General features: G+C 62.6%; 18 protein-coding genes. 11 read left to right on the top strand and 7 right to left on the bottom strand.

The window, feature by feature from the left end; translation table 11 throughout:
• The first annotated feature begins 8 nt into the window (after positions 1–8).
• The 11 genes from flgC to ABEG21_RS24985 all read left to right on the top strand — a co-directional run bounded on the left by flgC (position 9) and on the right by ABEG21_RS24985 (position 13,088).
• A complete protein-coding gene (flgC, locus tag ABEG21_RS25035) occupies positions 9–443 on the top strand; it encodes a flagellar basal body rod protein FlgC (protein ID WP_347558302.1) in 435 nt (144 codons plus the stop codon).
• 11 nt (positions 444–454) lie between these two features.
• Positions 455–1,246: a flagellar hook assembly protein FlgD gene (locus ABEG21_RS25030; protein ID WP_347558301.1), complete on the top strand. Its 792-nt coding sequence runs from the start codon at positions 455–457 to the stop codon at positions 1,244–1,246.
• A gap of 154 nt (positions 1,247–1,400) precedes the next feature.
• Positions 1,401–2,639, top strand: a complete 1,239-nt coding sequence (flgE, locus tag ABEG21_RS25025) for a flagellar hook protein FlgE (protein WP_347558300.1) — start codon at positions 1,401–1,403, stop codon at positions 2,637–2,639.
• A gap of 81 nt (positions 2,640–2,720) precedes the next feature.
• A complete protein-coding gene (gene flgF / locus ABEG21_RS25020) occupies positions 2,721–3,476 on the top strand; it encodes a flagellar basal-body rod protein FlgF (protein ID WP_347558299.1) in 756 nt (251 codons plus the stop codon).
• Between the two features lie 116 nt (positions 3,477–3,592).
• On the top strand, positions 3,593–4,381 hold the full coding sequence (flgG, locus tag ABEG21_RS25015) for a flagellar basal-body rod protein FlgG (protein WP_347558298.1): 789 nt from the start codon (positions 3,593–3,595) through the stop codon (positions 4,379–4,381).
• A 15-nt stretch (positions 4,382–4,396) separates the two neighbouring features.
• Positions 4,397–5,569 (top strand): flagellar basal body P-ring protein FlgI, encoded by a 1,173-nt coding sequence (locus tag ABEG21_RS25010; protein ID WP_347558297.1) that lies wholly within the window; start codon positions 4,397–4,399, stop codon positions 5,567–5,569.
• The gene (gene flgJ / locus ABEG21_RS25005; protein WP_347558296.1) at positions 5,569–7,101 is read left to right on the top strand and encodes a flagellar assembly peptidoglycan hydrolase FlgJ; all 1,533 of its coding nucleotides are present in this window, start codon (positions 5,569–5,571) and stop codon (positions 7,099–7,101) included. Before ABEG21_RS25010 ends, flgJ begins: the two co-directional genes overlap by 1 nt.
• A gap of 339 nt (positions 7,102–7,440) precedes the next feature.
• Complete coding sequence (gene flgK / locus ABEG21_RS25000; RefSeq protein ID WP_347558295.1) at positions 7,441–9,429, top strand: flagellar hook-associated protein FlgK; 1,989 nt, start codon at positions 7,441–7,443, stop codon at positions 9,427–9,429.
• An 87-nt stretch (positions 9,430–9,516) separates the two neighbouring features.
• Complete coding sequence (gene flgL / locus ABEG21_RS24995; protein ID WP_347558294.1) at positions 9,517–10,740, top strand: flagellar hook-associated protein FlgL; 1,224 nt, start codon at positions 9,517–9,519, stop codon at positions 10,738–10,740.
• A gap of 258 nt (positions 10,741–10,998) precedes the next feature.
• Positions 10,999–11,661, top strand: coding sequence for a response regulator (locus tag ABEG21_RS24990; RefSeq protein ID WP_347558293.1), 663 nt, complete (start codon positions 10,999–11,001; stop codon positions 11,659–11,661).
• Complete coding sequence (locus tag ABEG21_RS24985) at positions 11,658–13,088, top strand: ATP-binding protein (protein WP_347558292.1); 1,431 nt, start codon at positions 11,658–11,660, stop codon at positions 13,086–13,088. The genes ABEG21_RS24990 and ABEG21_RS24985 overlap by 4 nt, the downstream gene beginning before the upstream one ends.
• On the opposite strand, the gene fliR is transcribed toward ABEG21_RS24985, so the two are convergent.
• From fliR to fliL, 7 genes are read right to left on the bottom strand one after another with little or no spacing between them, the layout of a single operon-like run.
• Positions 13,054–13,854, bottom strand: coding sequence for a flagellar biosynthetic protein FliR (fliR, locus tag ABEG21_RS24980; protein WP_347558291.1), 801 nt, complete (start codon positions 13,852–13,854; stop codon positions 13,054–13,056). The genes ABEG21_RS24985 and fliR overlap by 35 nt on opposite strands.
• Complete coding sequence (fliQ, locus tag ABEG21_RS24975; protein WP_347558290.1) at positions 13,854–14,123, bottom strand: flagellar biosynthesis protein FliQ; 270 nt, start codon at positions 14,121–14,123, stop codon at positions 13,854–13,856. The genes fliR and fliQ overlap by 1 nt, the downstream gene beginning before the upstream one ends.
• A 16-nt stretch (positions 14,124–14,139) precedes the next feature.
• Positions 14,140–15,039: a flagellar type III secretion system pore protein FliP gene (fliP, locus tag ABEG21_RS24970; RefSeq protein WP_347558289.1), complete on the bottom strand. Its 900-nt coding sequence runs from the start codon at positions 15,037–15,039 to the stop codon at positions 14,140–14,142.
• Between the two features lie 2 nt (positions 15,040–15,041).
• On the bottom strand, positions 15,042–15,776 hold the full coding sequence (gene fliO / locus ABEG21_RS24965; protein WP_347558288.1) for a flagellar biosynthetic protein FliO: 735 nt from the start codon (positions 15,774–15,776) through the stop codon (positions 15,042–15,044).
• Positions 15,773–16,216 carry a flagellar motor switch protein FliN gene (fliN, locus tag ABEG21_RS24960; protein ID WP_347559096.1) on the bottom strand — a complete coding sequence of 148 codons (444 nt, stop codon included), beginning with the start codon at positions 16,214–16,216 and terminating at the stop codon, positions 15,773–15,775. The genes fliO and fliN overlap by 4 nt, the downstream gene beginning before the upstream one ends.
• Entirely contained in the window at positions 16,185–17,198 is a 1,014-nt protein-coding gene (fliM, locus tag ABEG21_RS24955) for a flagellar motor switch protein FliM (protein WP_347558287.1), read from the bottom strand. Before fliM ends, fliN begins: the two co-directional genes overlap by 32 nt.
• Before the next feature lie 10 nt (positions 17,199–17,208).
• Complete coding sequence (gene fliL, locus ABEG21_RS24950) at positions 17,209–17,904, bottom strand: flagellar basal body-associated protein FliL (RefSeq protein WP_347558286.1); 696 nt, start codon at positions 17,902–17,904, stop codon at positions 17,209–17,211.
• Between the last annotated feature and the right edge of the window lie 59 nt (positions 17,905–17,963).

The following is a 17,963-nucleotide window of genomic DNA, read 5'->3' as shown; positions in this document are numbered from 1 at the left end:
GTGGTGCGATGTCTTCGATGATGAACATCTTCCGGGTGGCCGGTTCGGCGATGAATGCCGAATCCCAGCGCCTGAACACGACGGCCAGTAATTTGGCCAACGTCGACAGCGTGGCCGGTCCGGACGGCAAGCCGTATGTGGCCAAGCAGGTTGTGTTTCAGGTGGATCCGCTCGGGCATGGCCAGGGCGTTCCGGGAAATCCGGCAGGCGACATCGGCGGCGTGAAGGTCAGCAAGATTGTGGATGATCCGTCGCCGATGAAGGTGGTGTATGACCCTTCGAATGCGGCGGCCGATGCGAATGGCTATGTGACGATGCCGAACGTCGACCCGGTACGCGAGATGGTAAATATGATTTCCGCCTCGCGCTCCTACCAGGCCAACGTCGAGACGATGAACACCGCCAAGTCGCTGATGTTGAAGACGTTGACCCTCGGTCAGTAAGGAAAGCACGGATGAACACGATTTCGAACGCGGCTTCGGCTGCAGGCGGCGGTCTCTCGCAGCAGATGCTCGATGCGGTCAACGGTCCCGGCCGTCGCGCGCCGGGCGAAGCGGCCGGTGCGCCGGGGGCGCCCGGCGCGGCAGGCGCGTCGGCCACGAGTAGTGCGGCGGGCGGCGAAGCGAAGGCGTTGGGCGCGGGCAAGACCGGCGCGGAGATGCAAGACACGTTCATGCGCCTGCTGGTTACGGAAATGAAGAATCAGGATCCGACCAATCCGATGGACAGCTCGCAGATGACGTCGCAGCTGGCACAGATCAACACGGTATCGGGCATTGCCGGGTTGAACGCGACGATGACCTCGCTCGCCAAGCAGTTGAACGCGGGGCAGCAGGTACAGGCGAGCAATCTGATCGGCAAGAGCGTGATCTCGAACGGTCATGACATCGCGTTGAGCAAGGGCCATGCGAGCGCCTTCGGCGTGAACCTGGATGCGGCCGCGAAGGACGTGCAGGTCAAGATCTCGGACGAAAACGGCAAGGTGGTGCGTTCGATGAAGGTGGCGGGCGATCAAAGCGGCGTCAACACGCTGTCGTGGGACGGGAAGAACGATGCCGGTGTCGCCGTGCCGGACGGTAAGTACTCGTTCAAGGTCAGCGCGTCGAATGGCGACGATCCGGTCTCGGCGCAGGCCTTGTCGCAGGCCAAGGTCGAAAGCGTGATCGCGCAGCCGAACGGTTCCGCGGGCCTGAAGTTGAACAATGGCAGCGTCACCAGCCTGTCGAGCGTTTCGCAGATTCTGTAGCAAGACTCAGCAGCATCGTATGACCCCGTCGTAACGCAATACCTCTGATTTCCCGGTCGTATGCCGACACCTGCGCGAAGTAAAGACAGTCGCGCCGCACGCATCGGTCCGGCTTTGTTCAACTTGCACTAACTACGTATCCAGGACGGCAGTCATGGCTTACTCCCAGGCCCTTAGCGGTTTGTCCGCAGCCTCGCAAGACCTCGATGTGATCGGCAACAACATCTCGAACGCGAACACCGTCGGCTATAAGCAGAGCCAGGCGCAATTCGCCGAGATGTATGCGAATGCCATGAACACCAGCACGAACAACCAGGCCGGCATCGGCACCAGCGTGGCGAAGATCGGACAGAACTTCACGCAGGGTACGATCACCGAAACCGGTCAGACGCTGGACATGGCGATCAACGGCAATGGCTTCTTCACGCTGTCGAACAACGGTGCGGCGCAATACTCGCGTAACGGGCAGTTCACGCTCGACAAGGACGGCAATATCGTCAACGCGCAAGGCTCCAAGCTGATGGGCTATGCGGCGGACAAGAAGGGCACGCTGAATACGTCCACGCCGGTAGCGTTGACGATTCCCAGTGGATCGGTCGATCCGAAGATGAGCACGAAGGTGACCGCCGAGGCGAACCTGAACTCGGCATCGCATGTGCCGAAGAATATGCAGTTCGACCCTTCGGACACGAGCTCGTACAACAACGCCACGACGGCGCAGGTGTTCGACTCGCTGGGCAATGTGCATACGCTGAATATGTACTACCAGAAGACGTCGAACGAGGCATCCACCTGGAACGTGTACGCGACGATGGACGGCAAGGCCGTTGGCGGCACGAACACGGCCGGCCTGCCGAAGCCGGTCGATCATCTGGCGTTCGATACGAGCGGTGCGCTGGTCTCGGGCAAGGATGCCAACGTGAAGCTGCAATTGGAAAACGGCGCAACGGCGACGCAACCGCTGAAGCTGGATTTCTCGAAGATGACGCAGTTCGGCGCCGACTTCGTCGCCACGTCGGTGACCAGCGACGGCTATGCGGCCGGCTCGCTGTCCTCGTTCGGCGTCGACAACGCCGGCAAGCTGACGGGCACTTATTCGAACGGCCAGAGCATGGTGCTGGGCCAAGTCGCCCTGACCAGCTTCGCCAACGCGGAAGGCCTGCAGAACCTCGGCAACAACATGTTCGCGCAAAGCTCGACGTCGGGCCAGCCGCAAACGGGCGTCGCCGGCACGGGGCCGCTCGGTAATTTGAAGTCGGGTGCGACGGAAGCGGCCAACGTGGATCTGACCTCGTCGCTGGTCGAACTGATCACCGCGCAACGCTACTACCAGGCGAATGCGCAAACGATCAAGACGCAGCAGGCGGTCGATCAGACGCTGATGAATCTGTAAATCGACATAGCGTCTGAATGATGTGATGGATGCCGCGGTCCTTGCGGCGCCCCAGCGTAGCACCCACCCGGATTCGCAAAGATGGACAGACTGATCTACGTGACGATGAGCGGCGCCTCGCAAGCGCTGGACCAACAGGCGACGATCGCGAATAACCTCGCGAACGCCTCCACGACGGGTTTTCGTTCGCAGTTGTCGGCCTACCGGTCCGTACCGGTGGAAACGGCGACGTCGGGCGGCGCAGTGACGCGGACCTATGCCCTGACGACGAATCCGGGCACCGACTTCACGCCGGGTCCGATTCAACGCACGGGCAATCCGACCGATGTGGCGATTTCGGGCAGCGGCTGGCTGGCGGTGCAGACGGCCGACGGCAGCGAAGCCTACACGCGTGCCGGCAATATGCACGTAAACAGCGCCGGCCAGCTGGTGGACAGTTCAAACCGTTCGGTCTTGGGCCGGACCGGTCCGATCGCGATTCCGCCCGGTGCGAAGCTGGAAATCGCCAAGGACGGCACGATTTCCGCGCTGCCGCCCGGTGGCGACGCGACGGCGGTTCAGGTCGTCGACAAACTGCGTCTGGTCAATCCGCAGGGGCAGGAATTGAAGCGCGGCGATGACGGCCTGTTTCGCACGGCAAATAATCAGCCGCTGACACCGGATGCAACGGTGCAAGTGGTTCCGGAGGCGGTGGAAGGCAGCAACGTCAATCCGGTGACGGCGATGGTCCAGATGATCGACAACGCCCGCAGTTTCCAGATGCACATGAAGATGTTGGACATGGCATCGACGAACGAACAGCAGGCCAATCAGCTGTTGAATTTCAGTAACGGTTGATCGATGTGATCGGTGGCGGCGGATAAAGCCTGCACCTGAGCCTTGTGTTGCGCGGACCGTATCCGCGTCCCGAACGAATCGAATAGTTACGCGGCTTGCCGCGAGGAAGTTTCAGCATGAATCGCTCTCTGTATATTGCCGCAACCGGGATGAACGCCCAGCAATCGCAGATGGACACCATCTCGAATAATCTGGCCAACGTCAGCACGACCGGTTTCAAGGGATCGCGCGCGGTATTCAGCGATCTTTTGTACCAAACCGTGCGTCAACCGGGTGCGGCGTCGAGCGCGGATTCCACCGTGCCGTCGGGCCTGCAAATGGGTACCGGCGTGCACCAGATCGCCAGCGAGCGTCTTTATACGCAGGGCAATCTGCAGCAGACCGGCAACTCCCGCGATATGGCGATTCAGGGTCAGGGCTTCTTCCAGGTTCAGATGCCGGACGGCTCGACCGGCTATACGCGTGACGGCTCGTTCCAGACGAATCAAAACGGCCAGTTGGTCACGGCCGACGGCTATCCGGTGATTCCGGCCATCACGATTCCGCAGACGGCGGTGTCGTTCACGGTGGCGAAGGACGGCAGCGTGACGGTGACCAACCAAGGGTCGGCCGCCACCGCGCAGGTCGGCCAGATGCAGTTGGCCACGTTCATCAATCCGGCCGGCCTGCAGGCGAACGGCGGCAATCTGTTCTCGGAAACCGCGTCGTCGGGCGCGCCGCAGGTGGGTCAGCCTGGGGCGAATGGTGTCGGCACGCTGCAACAAGGCTATGTTGAAGCCTCCAACGTCAACGTGGTGGAAGAGCTGGTCAATATGATACAGACCCAACGCGCGTATGAAATCAACAGCAAGGCGGTGACGACATCGGATCAGATGTTGCAGACGCTGAGCCAAATGCAAATCTGACGGCGGGCCACGATCATGTCGCGTTTCGACCTTTCCTCGTTTTCGATCTCCGGTCTCGTCCGGTGCGCCGGGCGCTGCGCCACGCGCGCGCTGGTGCTGGCCTCAGCATCGGCGGCGCTGCTGTCGCTGTCCGTTGCGCCGGCGCACGCCGAACGTGTCCGCGATCTGGCGACGGTTCAGGGCGTACGCGACAACCCGCTGATCGGTTATGGCCTGGTGGTCGGCTTGGATGGTACGGGCGACCAGACGATGCAGACGCCGTTCACGACGCAAAGCTTGTCGAGCATGCTGACGCAGCTCGGCGTGACGGTGCCGGCTGGCACCAATATGCAGCTGCGTAACGTGGCCGCGGTGATGGTCACGGCGGCCTTGCCCTCCTTCGCACGGCCTGGGCAGGCGATCGATATTACGGTGTCGTCGATGGGCACGGCCAAGAGCCTGCGCGGCGGCACGCTGATCATGACGCCGCTGAAGGGCGCGGACGGTCAGGTCTACGCGGTGGCGCAGGGCAATATGCTGGTGGGCGGTGCCGGTGGCGGCGCCAACGGCAGCAGCGTGCAGATCAACCAGCTGGCCGTCGGCAAGATCAGCGGCGGTGCGATCGTGGAACGCGGCGTACCGACGATGCTGGCCGCGGACGGCACGATGCGGATGGAATTGAACGACACGAACTTCGAGAATGTGATGAAGGTCGTGAACGCGGTAAACGGTCGTTTTGGCGCGAATACCGCCTATCCGCTGGACGGACGCACGATCGGTCTGCATGCACCGATGGATTCGTCGCAGCAGGTCGCGTTTATCGCCGGCATTCAGGATCTGGAAATCACGCCGAACGCCGGTATCGCGAAGATCGTCTTGAACGCGCGCACCGGCTCGATCGTGATGAACCGCCTCGTGACGTTGCAGAGTTGTGCGGTGACCCACGGCAATCTGTCGGTTGTCATTAATACAACCCCGGCGGTCAGCCAACCGAACGCTTTCGGGCAAGGCAGCACCGTAACGACGCAACAATCCAACGTTCAGGTGAAGCAGGAAGGCGGCGCATTGCGAATCGTCGGTGCGGGCGCTAATCTGGCGGATGTGGTGCGTGGTTTGAATGCGCTGGGCGCGACCCCGGCGGACCTGATGTCGATACTGCAGGCGATGAAGGCAGCCGGTGCGCTGAACGCCGATCTGGAGATCATCTGATGAACGATATGAAGTCGTCGGGCGTGCTCGGTGGCGCGGGCGGAATGGGATCGATGAATACCATGGGCCCGGCCGGTGGCGGCGACCTGTCGCAACGTTTCTCACTCGATGTCCAGGGTTTCGATGCCTTGCGCCGTACCGCGCATGACGATCCGGCTGCCGTCGAAAAGACTGTCGCCAAACAGGTGGATGCCTCGTTCCTGTCGATGATGCTGAAGAGCATGCGCGATGCCACGCCGCAGAACGGTTTGATGGACAGCCAGGACGGTAAAACCTACCAATCGATGCTCGACGGGCAGATCACGCAGGAGCTGTCGAACAAGGGCGTCGGCCTGGCAGACACGCTGCTGAAGCAACTGAGCAAGCAGGGTCACGGCGCGCCGGAGCGCGGCGGTGCCGGACTGAAGGGCGCCGATGCCTTCGATGCGCACAGTGTACGCGGTGCCGGTGCCCTCGGCGCGGCAGCCGGCGTGCAGTCGGCACAGGCGCCGACGCAAGCCCGCAACGCCACTCTCGCACAGCGCGGCAACGACGCCCAAGCGGCGCCACGTCCCGAGCAAGCCGGTAAGGCGTCCGTTGCCAGCGGTGCCGCCGGTGTGGCCGCCGCCGCGGCGCGCGCGATGCAGGCCGCCGCGATGGCGAATGCCGCCTATGAAGGCAGCAACGCCGGTGGCGAACAAGGCATGGCCGGCATGGGCAATATGGGCGGCGGCATGGCGGCGATGGGCGGCATGGGCCTGAGCGCGGCCACCGCCCTGAATATGCAGGGCGCGGGTCCGGGCGTGGCCATGATGAATCCGGCTGCCAATCCCGCCATCGCCGCGCGTATGGCCGATATGAATATGTACGATCGTTCGAAGCTGACCACGCAGGAACGTGTGGCGGCGGTCGAAGCGGCGGCCATCCAGGCCGGCTGGCGTCCGTCGCACACGGAAGTGAGCCCGCTGGCGGCCGGGTCGCAGGGGTATGGCCAGGTCGCGCAACGCGGTTCGCTCGACAATGCCCGCGCATTCGGCGCCGGTGCGCCCGCGGGCATGAGCGCCGAGGAAAGCAAGCCGATTCAAATCCGCAACGGTTCGGACCGGATGAACGCCTTCCTGGAGCGTCTGACGCCAGCGGCGGAAGCGGCCAGCCGCGAAACCGGCATCCCCTCGCATTTCATTCTGTCGCAGATCGCGCTGGAATCGGGTTGGGGCAAGAGCGAGATTCGCGGCGCGGGCGGCGAGCGCACGCACAATGTGCTGGGCGTGAAGGCCGGCGACGATTGGAAAGGGCCGACGACGGTGGCCACGACGACCGAATACGTCAATGGTCATCCCCAGAAGATGCACGAACGTTTCCGCGTGTACGGCTCGTACAAGGAAGCATTGAAGGATTACGCCGACGTGCTGACCGGCAATGCCCGTTACGCGCAGGCACTGCGCGGCTCGCAGACGGCGAGCGGTTTCGCGCACGGCATGCAGCGCGCCGGATACGCGACGGACCCGAACTACGCGCGCAAGTTAATGGCCATCATCAAGCAGATGGTCTGACGAAAATTTCCCTCAAGTTCGGCTCGCCACCGCCGATAACAGTGGTGAGCCCGTCGAGTCGTCAGTCTTCGTCACGGGCGTCACGCGTTTCGGCGCGAAAGCGACAGCAGGGACGAAAAACACGACAGGGCCGGGAGGCATCCGACGGTCACACAACGGCGATGCCCTTGCCATCCAGGACGGATGCGGGAGGGCGGCGAAGGACAACGAAGGACGGCGCACGGCGGCGCGGCGGATGGATAGGCAGCGGAACGTGGAACGGAGCGGTAGCGGGATAGCCCGCCACCGGGTTCCGGGATGCGGCGACAGTACTATCCGAAGGCGGCGCGGGACGGATCGATGAGTAATTCACTCTCCAATATCGGATTGAGCGGCATTGATGCCGCGCAATACGGCCTGACCACGACGGGTCAGAACATCAGCAATGCCTCCACGCCGGGATACAGCCGGCAGCAGGTGTTGCTGAAGCCGTCGTTCAGCATCTACACGGGTGGCGGATTCGTCGGTACCGGGGTCGACGTCGAGACCGTCAAACGGAATTACAGTGACGCGCTGTCGTCACGTCTGGACGCCGCGCAATCTCAAAGCAGCGCGTTGGAAACGTACAACACCGAGGCGAAGTCGCTGAATGCGCTGGTCGGCGATCCGTCGAACGGTATCTCGAATACGATGAGCGGCTTCTTCGCCTCGGCGCAGGCGCTGTCCGGCAGTCCGTCCGATACCGCGCTGCGCAGCGCGATGATGGGCAGTGCGCAGGCGGTCGTGAATGCCGTGCATCAGACCGCGGAGCAGATGGACGTCCAGCGGGCGAGTGTCAATTCGCAGATCGACGACACTGTGTCGCAGATCAACCGCGCCGCGTCGTCCATCGCCACGCTGAACCGGCAGATCACCGCCGAAAGCGCGAAAGGCCAGCCGCCGAACTCGCTGCTGGATGAGCGCGACAAGCAGTTTGCCAACCTCGGCAAGCTGGTCAACGTGAACATGACCACGCAGTCCGACGGTTCCTACAGCATTTTCACGGGCACTGGTCAGCCGCTGGTGCTGGGTTCGCAAACCTTCGCACTGTCGGCGGTGCGATCGCCAACGGACGTATCGGAACTGACGATCGGCTATCGTGGCGCGGTCGGCGCGGATAACGAAGGCGGCAAACCCGGCTATCTCAATGAAAGCACGCTGACCGGCGGGAAGCTGGGCGGTTTGTTGACGTTCCGTTCGCAGATGCTGGACCCGGCGCAGAGCCAGTTGGGCCGGGTTGCGACCGCGTTCGCGGGGGGCATCAATCAACAGAATGCCCAGGGCGTCGATATGACCGGCCATCCGGGCCGCGCGTTGTTCGATCTGAACAAGCCGACGGTGACCGCGAACGAGCACAACCACAGCGCGGCCACGTTGGATGCGGCGTTCGGCGACACCAGCAAACTGACCGGTGACGACTATATCTTGTCGTACGACGGCCGCGATTACACCTTGAGCAACGTCCGCACCGGGACGCAGACGCAGGTCAGTAATTGGCCGGCGACGGTGGATGGCGTCGAATACAAGTTGCACGGACCGATGGCGGCCGGCGATTCGTTCAAGATCGTGCCGACCCGTTCGTCCGGCACGCAGTTGCAAATGGCGACCACGGAAGGCAGCGCGATTGCGGCGGGGCAATCGGTGGTGACATCGGCGGCCACGGGCAACCGTGGGACCGGTGCGATCGCCTTGAAGGGCCTCGAGGGGCTCAACGGTCGTCCGGCGCCCGACGTCAAGCTGACGGTGGATGCCAAAACGGACCCGCGGACCGGGGCCAGTGTCGCCACGTTGTCCGGCTTTCCGAAGGACGCCGATGTCACGGTGACGGTGCCCGGCGGTGCCGGTAGCACGGACCAAAAGCGGACGTTCAAGGCACCGGCGGACAATGTGCCGTTCGTGCCGGGCTCGGTACTGGATTTCGGTGGCATGCAGATGCAGGTGAACGGCACGCCGCGCGCCGGCGACACGTTCAGCGTGAACCGTAATTCGGCGCTCAGTGGCGATGGCAGCAATATCGTCAAGATGGGCAATTTGCAGAATGCGAATCTGGTCAATGGCGATACCTTGACGCGCGGGTATGCCGACTATGTCGGTCAGGTCGGTTCGCTGGCATCGCAGACGTCGATCGCCCATACGACGCAGGAAACATTGGTGACGCAGTTGAAGTCGCAGCAGCAGGAAGTATCGGGCGTAAACCTCGACGAGGAAGCGGCCAACCTGATGCAGTATCAGCAGATGTACCAGGCGAACAGCAAAGTGATCTCGACATCGGAGACGCTGTTCCAGACGATCCTGGATCTGGCGCGCTAAGGGGCCGGCACGCCGCCCCGAAGCACGCGGTAACGGAACGATTTTGATCGCAAGCAAGCCCGCGATGGCGGGCAGTGAGAACCAACCATGCGTATCGCGACGAACACGCTGTATTCGAACAGCCTCGACACGATCGACAATCAACAGAAGTCGCTGACGGATCTGCAACGGCAGATCTCCAGCGGCAAGCGCGTTGCCACGGCCGCGGACGATCCGGTGGCCGCGGCATCGGCGGTACGCATGACGGAATCGACGGCAAAGCTGTCGCAATATGCAGGCAATCTGGAAACGGCGAAGTCGCAGTTGCAGCTGGAAGACAACACGCTCAGCAATGTGACGACGCTGGTGCAGCAAGCGCAGACCATTCTGATCAACGCCGGCGATACGACGTTGGACAAGACGTCCCGCGGCGCTTTGGCGACCCAGCTCGAATCGGTGCGTGACCAGTTGTTGGGTGCGGCGAATACGACGGACAGCCAGGGCAATTTTTTGTTTGGCGGGTATAACACCGGCTCGGCACCGTTTGTGACGGACGCGCATGGGGCCGGCGTCTATATGGGCAGTCAGGGGCAGCGTGCGGTGCAGGTGACCGATACGCGCCAGATCGCCATCGGCAATATCGGTAGCAATATTTTCCAGCGCGTAGGCGTGGGCGCGTCGCGCGTCATCTCGGCGCCGGCGGAGAACACCGGCAATGCACTGGTGTCGCCGATTTCGTCGCGCAATATGAACGATCCGTCGTATAACGACGACTTCACGATCGGTTTCGCGAAGAGCAAGGACGGCGGCCTGCACTATACGATTCACGACGACACGACGAACGCGGATATTGCAAAGGACCAGCCTTTCGAGACCGGTACGGCGCTCGTGTTCGGCGGACAGAGCGTGACGATCAACGGCACGCCGAATCCGGGCGACAAGGTGCATCTGCAAAGCCCGCAGGCGGCGGGCATGGATCTCTTCGGCACCTTGACGCAAATGGCGAAGACGATTCGGAGTGCGACGCCGGGCTCGGAAGGGAATGCGCGGCTGGCGAACGCCTTGACCACGGCCAACGAGAAGATGTCGAACGCGCTCGACAATGTGCTGACGATCCAGGCCGGAGTAGGCGCGCGCGAGCAGGAAGTCTCGACGCTCAGCACGCAGAATTCCGATAGCAATACCCAATACCAGACGCAGTTGAACGACCTGACCGGTTCGGATTTCGTCTCGACCTACAGCAAGTTCAGCGAGCTGCAGAACTCGCTGACGGCGGCGGAGAAGACGTTCATGCAGGTGCAGAATCTGTCGCTGTTCGATCTGATCAAATAAGGGCGGATAGGTGCGGCGAATAGTTTGCCGCGCTGCTTCGCCTTATGACGCGTCACCAATTTGTCTCTCAAGGGCTACAAAAATGACCTATATGGCATATTTTGTAGCCCGAGGGACACAAAATATATGTTTCTCGATTGAGGTGCCACTCTGTCCTTGAGGTCCGACTGCCCCCGGGGCTACCGGCCCGTTCAGCGTCCCCTAAGCCACGTTGCGCTACGATGCACGCTGTGAGAGGCGAGGTCGGGAGAAGTCGCAATGCGTTTGTTGCTGGTGGAAGATGACGAGATGATTGCGGAGTCCGTGCAACGGGCGATGGCGCAGCATGGCTATGCCGTGGACAACGTGCGCAATGCGCGCGATGCGAAATTATCGGTTGCCACGCACGAATACGATCTGGTGTTGCTGGATCTCGGCCTCCCGGACGGCGACGGCCTGGCCTTATTGCAGTCGTGGCGCCGCGACGGTTTCGGCGGCGCCGTAATCATCCTCACAGCGCGCGACGCGGTGGAAGACCGCATTCTCGGCCTTGACTCCGGCGCCGACGACTATCTGCTGAAGCCGTTCGATCTGAACGAATTGGGTGCCCGTGTGCGCGCCTTGCTGCGGCGGCGTACCGGGCAGAGCCAGCCGCTTTATCAGCACGGCAGCCTGGTCCTCGACCCGGCGGCGCACGAAGTCCGCTTGTCCGACAAGATCGTCGCGCTGGTGCCACGCGAGTTTGCCTTGCTCCATGCCTTGATCGAAGAGCCCACCCGCGTGTTTCGCCGCGATCAGCTCGAGGAAAAACTGTACGGTTGGGGCAAGGAGATCGGCAGCAATGCCATCGAGGTCCACGTCCACTCCCTCAGGCGCAAGCTCGGTGCCGATCAGATCGTCACGGTCCGGGGCGTCGGCTATCGTTTGAAGGCGCTCACGTGACGTCCATTCGACGTTGGTTGCTGACTGCGCTCGTGATCGGCTTGACATTGAGCTGCGGCGGCGCGGCGTACGGGATCTTTTTCGCGCTGCGGGAGGAAGCCGCCGAGCTGTTCGACTACGAATTGCAGACCGTGGCCACGTCCTTGCCCGTTCGCAGTCTTAGCGACACGGCTGGCCCCATTGCCGAACTGCCGGCGCAAGATATGGGCGGCATTTCCGACGATGCGATCGTCATACAGGCCTGGGATGCGCAGGGCCGCGCCATGTACGCGCCCAGCCCCAATGGCGCGCTACCGCGTCTGGCGGCCGGTTTCCACCAGATCGAGCGTGAGGAGCGGCATTGGCGGGTGTTCGGACTCGACGAAATGAACGGGCCGGCGAAGCGTTTCGTTCAGGTCGCGCAGCCTATCGAAGTTCGTGACCGCCTGGCTTTGCACCTGGCATTGCGCTCGTCCTGGCCGATTCTGCTGTGGTTCCCCTTCACGATCATCTTGATTCTCGTGATCGTACGCCGCGGCCTGCTGCCGCTTGCTGCCGTGTCCGAAGCGCTGGCGCAGCGTTCGCTGACGTCCTTGAAGCCCCTTGGTGCGCCCCACGACGACCTTCAGGTGCCAATGGAAGTCCGACCGATGGTGGATGCGCTGAATGCCCTTTTCAAGCGACTGGACGAGGCGTCGGCCGCGCAGCGGGTGTTTGTCGCCGATGCCGCCCATGAGCTGCGCACGCCGCTGACCGCTTTGAAAGTCGAGATGCAACGCGCGATCGGCGAATTCACCGATAAGGCGCTGCGTGCTGCTCCGACGCCGCAGGATCAAGCCACGCGCGCACTGCTGCAAGGACTGGAGGCGCGCCTGAACCGGATCATCCATGTGGCGCAGCAATTACTGTCGATGGCCCGCGAGGATGCGATTTCGCCGGTGCCCTCACGCGTATTCGATTTGCGCGACGTGGCGGAACAGGTGGTCGCCGATCTATCGGTGCTGGCGGAAGGGCGGGGCATCGATCTCGGTTTGATCGCGTTGCAGGACGACGGATTGGCCGCGACGCTGGATGGCGACCGGCATGGCCTGGCGATGTTGCTGACCAATTTGATCGACAATGCGATTCGTCATACGGACGTCGGCGGCGAGGTGGACGTGATCGTCGCGCTCGCCGCCGACGGCACGAATGGGGTGACATTGACGGTACGCGATACCGGGCCCGGCGTGCCCGAGGCGGAGCTTCCCCGGATTTTCGACCGCTTCTATCGTGGCCGCACGACACGTGCGCAAGGCAGCGGGCTCGGCTTGGCCATCGTTCAGCATATCGCCGCGCGTCATCAGGCGAGCGTCAATGCCTACAATCGCGCCGATCGTTCGGGCTTCGTCGTGACCGTCCGGTTTCCGCTGGCCGTCACTGCATCCCTTCCGCGCCCGTCAGATGGCTGATCGTTCCCATCCCCATGTTGAAAAGCCGTAGGATGAACGGCGCCGCATTCGGCAAAATCAGCTGCAACACCAGAAAACCGGTCGTCAGCGTGATGGCGAAGCCGACCTGGTAGATCCCGATCTGCGGCGCTGCGCGGTTCAAGATGCCGAGCGCGATATTGGCGATCAGTAGCGCCGCGACGATCGGCAACGACAACATCAGGCCGGCCCAGAAGACGACGCTGCCCCATTCGGCGAGAATACGCCAGTGCGACGCCGTGGCGAGCAGCCCGACGCTGTTGGCGCGGATCGGCAGCGTCTGGAACGTGTCGGCCAGCGTGGCGATCAGTTGCAGATGCCCATTGATCGACAGGAACACCAGCATCGCGATGATGTCGAGCAGGCGCGACAACGCCAGCGTCGAGCCGTCGGATCCGGGCGCGATCAGCTGTGCAAAAGACAAGCCCATTTGCAAACCGGCGAATTCCCCGGCGGCCTGTACCGACGCAAACACGATGCGCATCGCCATGCCGATCGAACCGCCGATGATGATCTGCTCGCCCAAGGTCCATAAGCCGGCGCCGCTGCCGATGGGCACTTGCGGCAGCGGCCCGAGCGTCGGTGCCACCAGGATGGCCAGTAAGCCGGCCAACGCCACTTTGACGCGCACGGGGATGACGTTGTCGCTGAGAACCGGCGCCGTGGTGATCAGCGCCAGAAAACGTGCGAACGGCCAGATGAACATGCCCATCCACGCTTGCAACTGCGCGTACGTGACGGTGATCATCAGCCGATCATGCCGGGGATGCCGGTCAGAATCGAACGCATGTAGTCCAGCATCGTATTCAGCATCCAGGGACCGGCGATCACGAGGGCGACGAAGACGGCAAGTAGCTTCGGGATGAAGGACAGCGTCGATTCATTGATCTGTGTGGCCGCCTGAAACAGGCTGACGACGAGACCGACGACGAGCGCGACCAGCAGCAGTGGCGCGGCCAGCAGCAGCGCAATCTGCATTGCCTGGTGCGCCATCGTCATCACGGTTTCCGGGGTCATCGCGGTGCACTCCGGTTCAGGTCAGGAAGCTCTGTGCCAGCGAGCCGATCAGTAGGTTCCAGCCGTCCACCAATACGAACAGCATCAACTTGAACGGCAGCGAAATCGTCGCCGGCGAAACCATCATCATCCCCATCGACATCAGCACGCTGGCGACGACGAGGTCGATGATCAGGAAAGGAATGAAGATCGTGAAACCGATCTGAAAGCCCGTCTTGATTTCGCTCGTCGCGTAAGCCGGCAGCAATAGACGCATCGGCACGTCGTCGGGACCGTTCATCGGCGGCGCCTTTGCAATCTTGGCAAAGAGGGCGAGGTCGGTTTCGCGCGTTTGTCGCAGCATAAACTGCTTGAACGGTGCCTCGCCGCGCTGCAAGGCCTGATCGAAGGTGATCTGGTTTGCCGAAAACGGTTGATAGGCGTCCTGGTAGGCGCGGTCCAGCACCGGGGACATTACGAAGAAGGTCAGGAACAACGCCAGTCCCAAAAGTACCTGATTAGGCGGCGTGGTCGTCGTGCCGATGGCTTGGCGTAGCAGCGAGAGCACGATGATGATCCGCGTGAAACTGGTCATCATCAGCAGCATCGCCGGCAGGAACGACAGCATCGTCAGAACCAGCAGCGTCTGCACCGACAGCGAGTACGTCGTGTTGCCGTTCGCGCCAGGCGTGCTATTCAATGCCGGCAGCGTGGCCGTCTGCGCCTGCGCATGGGTGGCGACGCCGAGCAATATCAGCACGATCGCAAATACGAGCCAGGCCGCGGGGTTGCGCGGCAGACAGCGTCGCGTCTGCCGTGCCGGCGGCGCCTCGTCCCGCGCGGTGTCGTCGAACGCGCGCGCATCGACTGACGGCGATGTCGGACAAAGGCTTGGCATGCGTTGCAGCACACTGCGGAAAAACAAACTTGCGGACATGTTCAATCCTTGCCGCCAGGGTTGCCGGTGCGGCCGAAGCCGTGCAGGCGGTCTTTCAGTTGGCGGGCAAACGCCGTTTGAAAAGAAGGGGGCGCATCGTGTGTCGCGTCCGCGTCCGCCGCAGTCGAGACAACCGTGCCCTCACGGAGCGGCGTGACGCCCGATTCGCTGCCAGCGGCAGCGCCCGTTTCATCGCCCCCATGGCGGTCGACATCGGCGGCGGGCATCGTATGCAGCCGCCGCACATTGCCGGCCGCAACGCCGAGAACGAGCCAGGTATCGCGTACCTCGACGACGACGACCCGTTCGCGCGCGCCGAGCGCCGCCGAGCCGATCACCTTGACGATGCCGCCGCGCCGCATCGACGGCTTGAGGCCGAGTCGGCGGGCGACCCAGCCGCAGGCGAAGACCAGGGCGATGACGACGGCCAGACCGAAGACCGCCTGGAGCATCGCCCCGGCCCCCATCGAGGGTACCGCACTGCCGATGACGACGCTCGAGGCCGTGCCACTGCTGACCGGTAGGGCCGGTGCGCCCAGATGCGTATGCGAGGCGCTGACCGGGCCTATGACGCCGGGCACGGCCGGAACGCTGCCGGAAGCCTCCGTTACGGCTCCGGCGGTGAGATTCGATGCCGGAGCCGAGCCGGCATCGGCCGACGACGCGGGCGCGGCGGTGGCCACGCCGTTGGTGCCGGATGACGTGGATGCGGCGCCAGTCGCCGCATCGGTCGTCATCGATTCAGTTTCCGGATGCGCTCCGACGGCGTGATCACGTCGGTCAGGCGGATACCGAACTTATCGTTGACGACGACCACTTCGCCTTGCGCGATCAGGCAGCCGTTCACCAGCACGTCCATCGGTTCGCCGGCCATGCCGTCGAGTTCGACGACCGAGCCCTGTGCCAGTTGGAGCAGGTTCTTGATCGCGATCTTCGTGCGACCCAGCTCGACCGTCAACTGCACCGGGATATCGAGAATCATCTCGATATCGTTCGGCGGCGTGCCGCCGAGATTGGTGCCCGTCAGCGGTTGGAATACGCCACCCGCACTGGCCGCAGTCGTCGCCGATGCCGCTGCCGCTGTGCTTTGCTGCTGTTCGGCCAGGGCGCTCGCCCAGTCGTCCATCTGATCGATATCACTCATCTCAACCCTCGTCTTGCCCGTCGCCACCGCCATCGCGGGACGAATCACTGGCTCGGATCATCTTCGACACGCGGAGTGCGTGTTGCCCGTTGAAGATCCCATAAGCGCATTCCATGACCGGCACGCCGTCGACCTTCGCTATCACTTCGTCCGGCATGTCGAGCGGGATCACATCGCCCGCACGCATCGCCAGGATGTCGCGGAACGTACTGTCCATCGTGGCCAGATCGACACACAGTTCCACGTCCGCCGATTGCACCTGTTGCGACAGCAGGCGCACCCACCGCTTGTCCACCTCGAGCGCTTCGCCCTGCAGCGGGCTGCTCAGCATATCCCGCAGCGGCTCGATCATCGAGTAGGGCGTGCAGATATGCAGCTGGCCGCCCCCGGGTCCGAGTTCGATCGTGAAGGTCGTAGTGACGACCACTTCGTTCGGCGTGGCGACGTTCGCGAACTGCGTATGTACTTCGGCGCGAACGTATTGGAATTCGACCGGAAAGACCGGCTTCCACGATGCGCCGTAATGTTCCAGCACCAGATCCAGCAGCTTCTGGATGATTCGTTGCTCGGTCGGCGTAAAGTCCCGACCTTCGATCCGCGTATGGAAGCGCCCGTCGCCGCCGAACAGATTGTCCACGATCAGGAAGATCAACTGCGGGTCGCAGATGAACAGCGCCGTGCCGCGCAGCGGCTTGATGTGGACCAGGTTCAGATTGGTCGGAACCGGCAGGTTACGGATGAACTCGCCGTACTTCTGCACCTTGACCTGGCCGACCGAGATTTCCGCGCTACGGCGCATGAAGTTGAACAGGCCGCCGCGGAACAGACGTGCAAAACGCTCATTGATGATTTCGAGCGTCGGCATCCGGCCGCGCACGATGCGTTCCTGCGTGCCGATGTCATACGTGCGTATGCCGGTGGCATCGCCGCTATCGGGCGCAGCATCGGATTCGCCGTTGACGCCTTTCAGCAGCGCATCGACTTCTTCCTGTGACAGAAACTCTTCGGTCGACATGGCCTTTGGATTACTGAATCACAAAGTCGGTCAGCAATACGCCGGATACCTTCGGCCCGTTGCTCTCGTGTTCAAACGTTTTTGCGATCGTCGCGCGCAGCTCGTCGGACAGCTTTTGCTTGCCCGCCACCGTCGCCAGGTCGGACGGCTTCTTCGACGATAGCAGCAATAGGATATGGCTGCGGATTTCCGGCAGATATTCCGTGAGCTTGTGCTCCTCGGCGGCGCTGCCGATCTTCAAAGTCAGGCCCAGGTGCAGGTAGTGGTCGCCGCTGTCGCTATCGCTGTCCGGGTCGTTCGCGAGATTGACCGTGAACGGATCCAGGGCAAAAAAGACCGGGGGCGGTACAACCGCCACGGCCGGTTGGCTCGAACGCTTGTACAGGAAATAGCCACCACCGCCGCCACCTGCCAGCAATAATAGGATGACGACGAGCAGGATGGGAACCAGCTTGCTTTTGCCGGCTTTGGCTTCCTTCCCACCCTGCGCTGCGGATGCACTCATAATCTTGACCTCGACGACTGTCTCGCAAACACGCCCGTCGCGTGATGCGCAATCTTCAAGTTGGCATGATGCCTGAGACACAGCAAGATGCAACGTGCGAACAGACAGGCATTGCCGGGTCAGTTTGACGTTTTGTGAGAAGAGGCCGGGCGATTTCCCTTCGATCGCGGCCGTATGTCGCTGGTTCGCGGCATGAAACACGCACGCCCACGCCACGCGGAATCATTCCGCGGCGTGGGCGCGCGCATGAGCTCCGGACG

The organism is Robbsia sp. KACC 23696 (assembly GCF_039852015.1).
Classification (GTDB): domain Bacteria; phylum Pseudomonadota; class Gammaproteobacteria; order Burkholderiales; family Burkholderiaceae; genus Robbsia.
Note: the sequence above shows the minus strand (reverse complement) of the source record. Positions and strands in the feature narration are given on the sequence as shown.

What these genes read in the sequence shown, in the direction of transcription:
- fliR (WP_347558291.1), bottom strand. Translation starts at nt 13,854, where the DNA reads ATGATCACCGTCACGTACGCGCAGTTGCAAGCGTGGATGGGCATGTTC.
- flgF (WP_347558299.1), top strand. Translation starts at nt 2,721, where the DNA reads ATGGACAGACTGATCTACGTGACGATGAGCGGCGCCTCGCAAGCGCTG.
- ABEG21_RS24990 (WP_347558293.1), top strand. Translation starts at nt 10,999, where the DNA reads ATGCGTTTGTTGCTGGTGGAAGATGACGAGATGATTGCGGAGTCCGTG.
- ABEG21_RS25010 (WP_347558297.1), top strand. Translation starts at nt 4,397, where the DNA reads ATGTCGCGTTTCGACCTTTCCTCGTTTTCGATCTCCGGTCTCGTCCGG.
- flgK (WP_347558295.1), top strand. Translation starts at nt 7,441, where the DNA reads ATGAGTAATTCACTCTCCAATATCGGATTGAGCGGCATTGATGCCGCG.
- flgJ (WP_347558296.1), top strand. Translation starts at nt 5,569, where the DNA reads ATGAACGATATGAAGTCGTCGGGCGTGCTCGGTGGCGCGGGCGGAATG.
- fliP (WP_347558289.1), bottom strand. Translation starts at nt 15,039, where the DNA reads ATGTCCGCAAGTTTGTTTTTCCGCAGTGTGCTGCAACGCATGCCAAGC.
- flgL (WP_347558294.1), top strand. Translation starts at nt 9,517, where the DNA reads ATGCGTATCGCGACGAACACGCTGTATTCGAACAGCCTCGACACGATC.
- flgG (WP_347558298.1), top strand. Translation starts at nt 3,593, where the DNA reads ATGAATCGCTCTCTGTATATTGCCGCAACCGGGATGAACGCCCAGCAA.
- ABEG21_RS25030 (WP_347558301.1), top strand. Translation starts at nt 455, where the DNA reads ATGAACACGATTTCGAACGCGGCTTCGGCTGCAGGCGGCGGTCTCTCG.
- fliM (WP_347558287.1), bottom strand. Translation starts at nt 17,198, where the DNA reads ATGTCGACCGAAGAGTTTCTGTCACAGGAAGAAGTCGATGCGCTGCTG.
- fliN (WP_347559096.1), bottom strand. Translation starts at nt 16,216, where the DNA reads ATGGCGGTGGCGACGGGCAAGACGAGGGTTGAGATGAGTGATATCGAT.
- fliQ (WP_347558290.1), bottom strand. Translation starts at nt 14,123, where the DNA reads ATGACCCCGGAAACCGTGATGACGATGGCGCACCAGGCAATGCAGATT.
- flgC (WP_347558302.1), top strand. Translation starts at nt 9, where the DNA reads ATGTCTTCGATGATGAACATCTTCCGGGTGGCCGGTTCGGCGATGAAT.
- flgE (WP_347558300.1), top strand. Translation starts at nt 1,401, where the DNA reads ATGGCTTACTCCCAGGCCCTTAGCGGTTTGTCCGCAGCCTCGCAAGAC.
- fliO (WP_347558288.1), bottom strand. Translation starts at nt 15,776, where the DNA reads ATGACGACCGATGCGGCGACTGGCGCCGCATCCACGTCATCCGGCACC.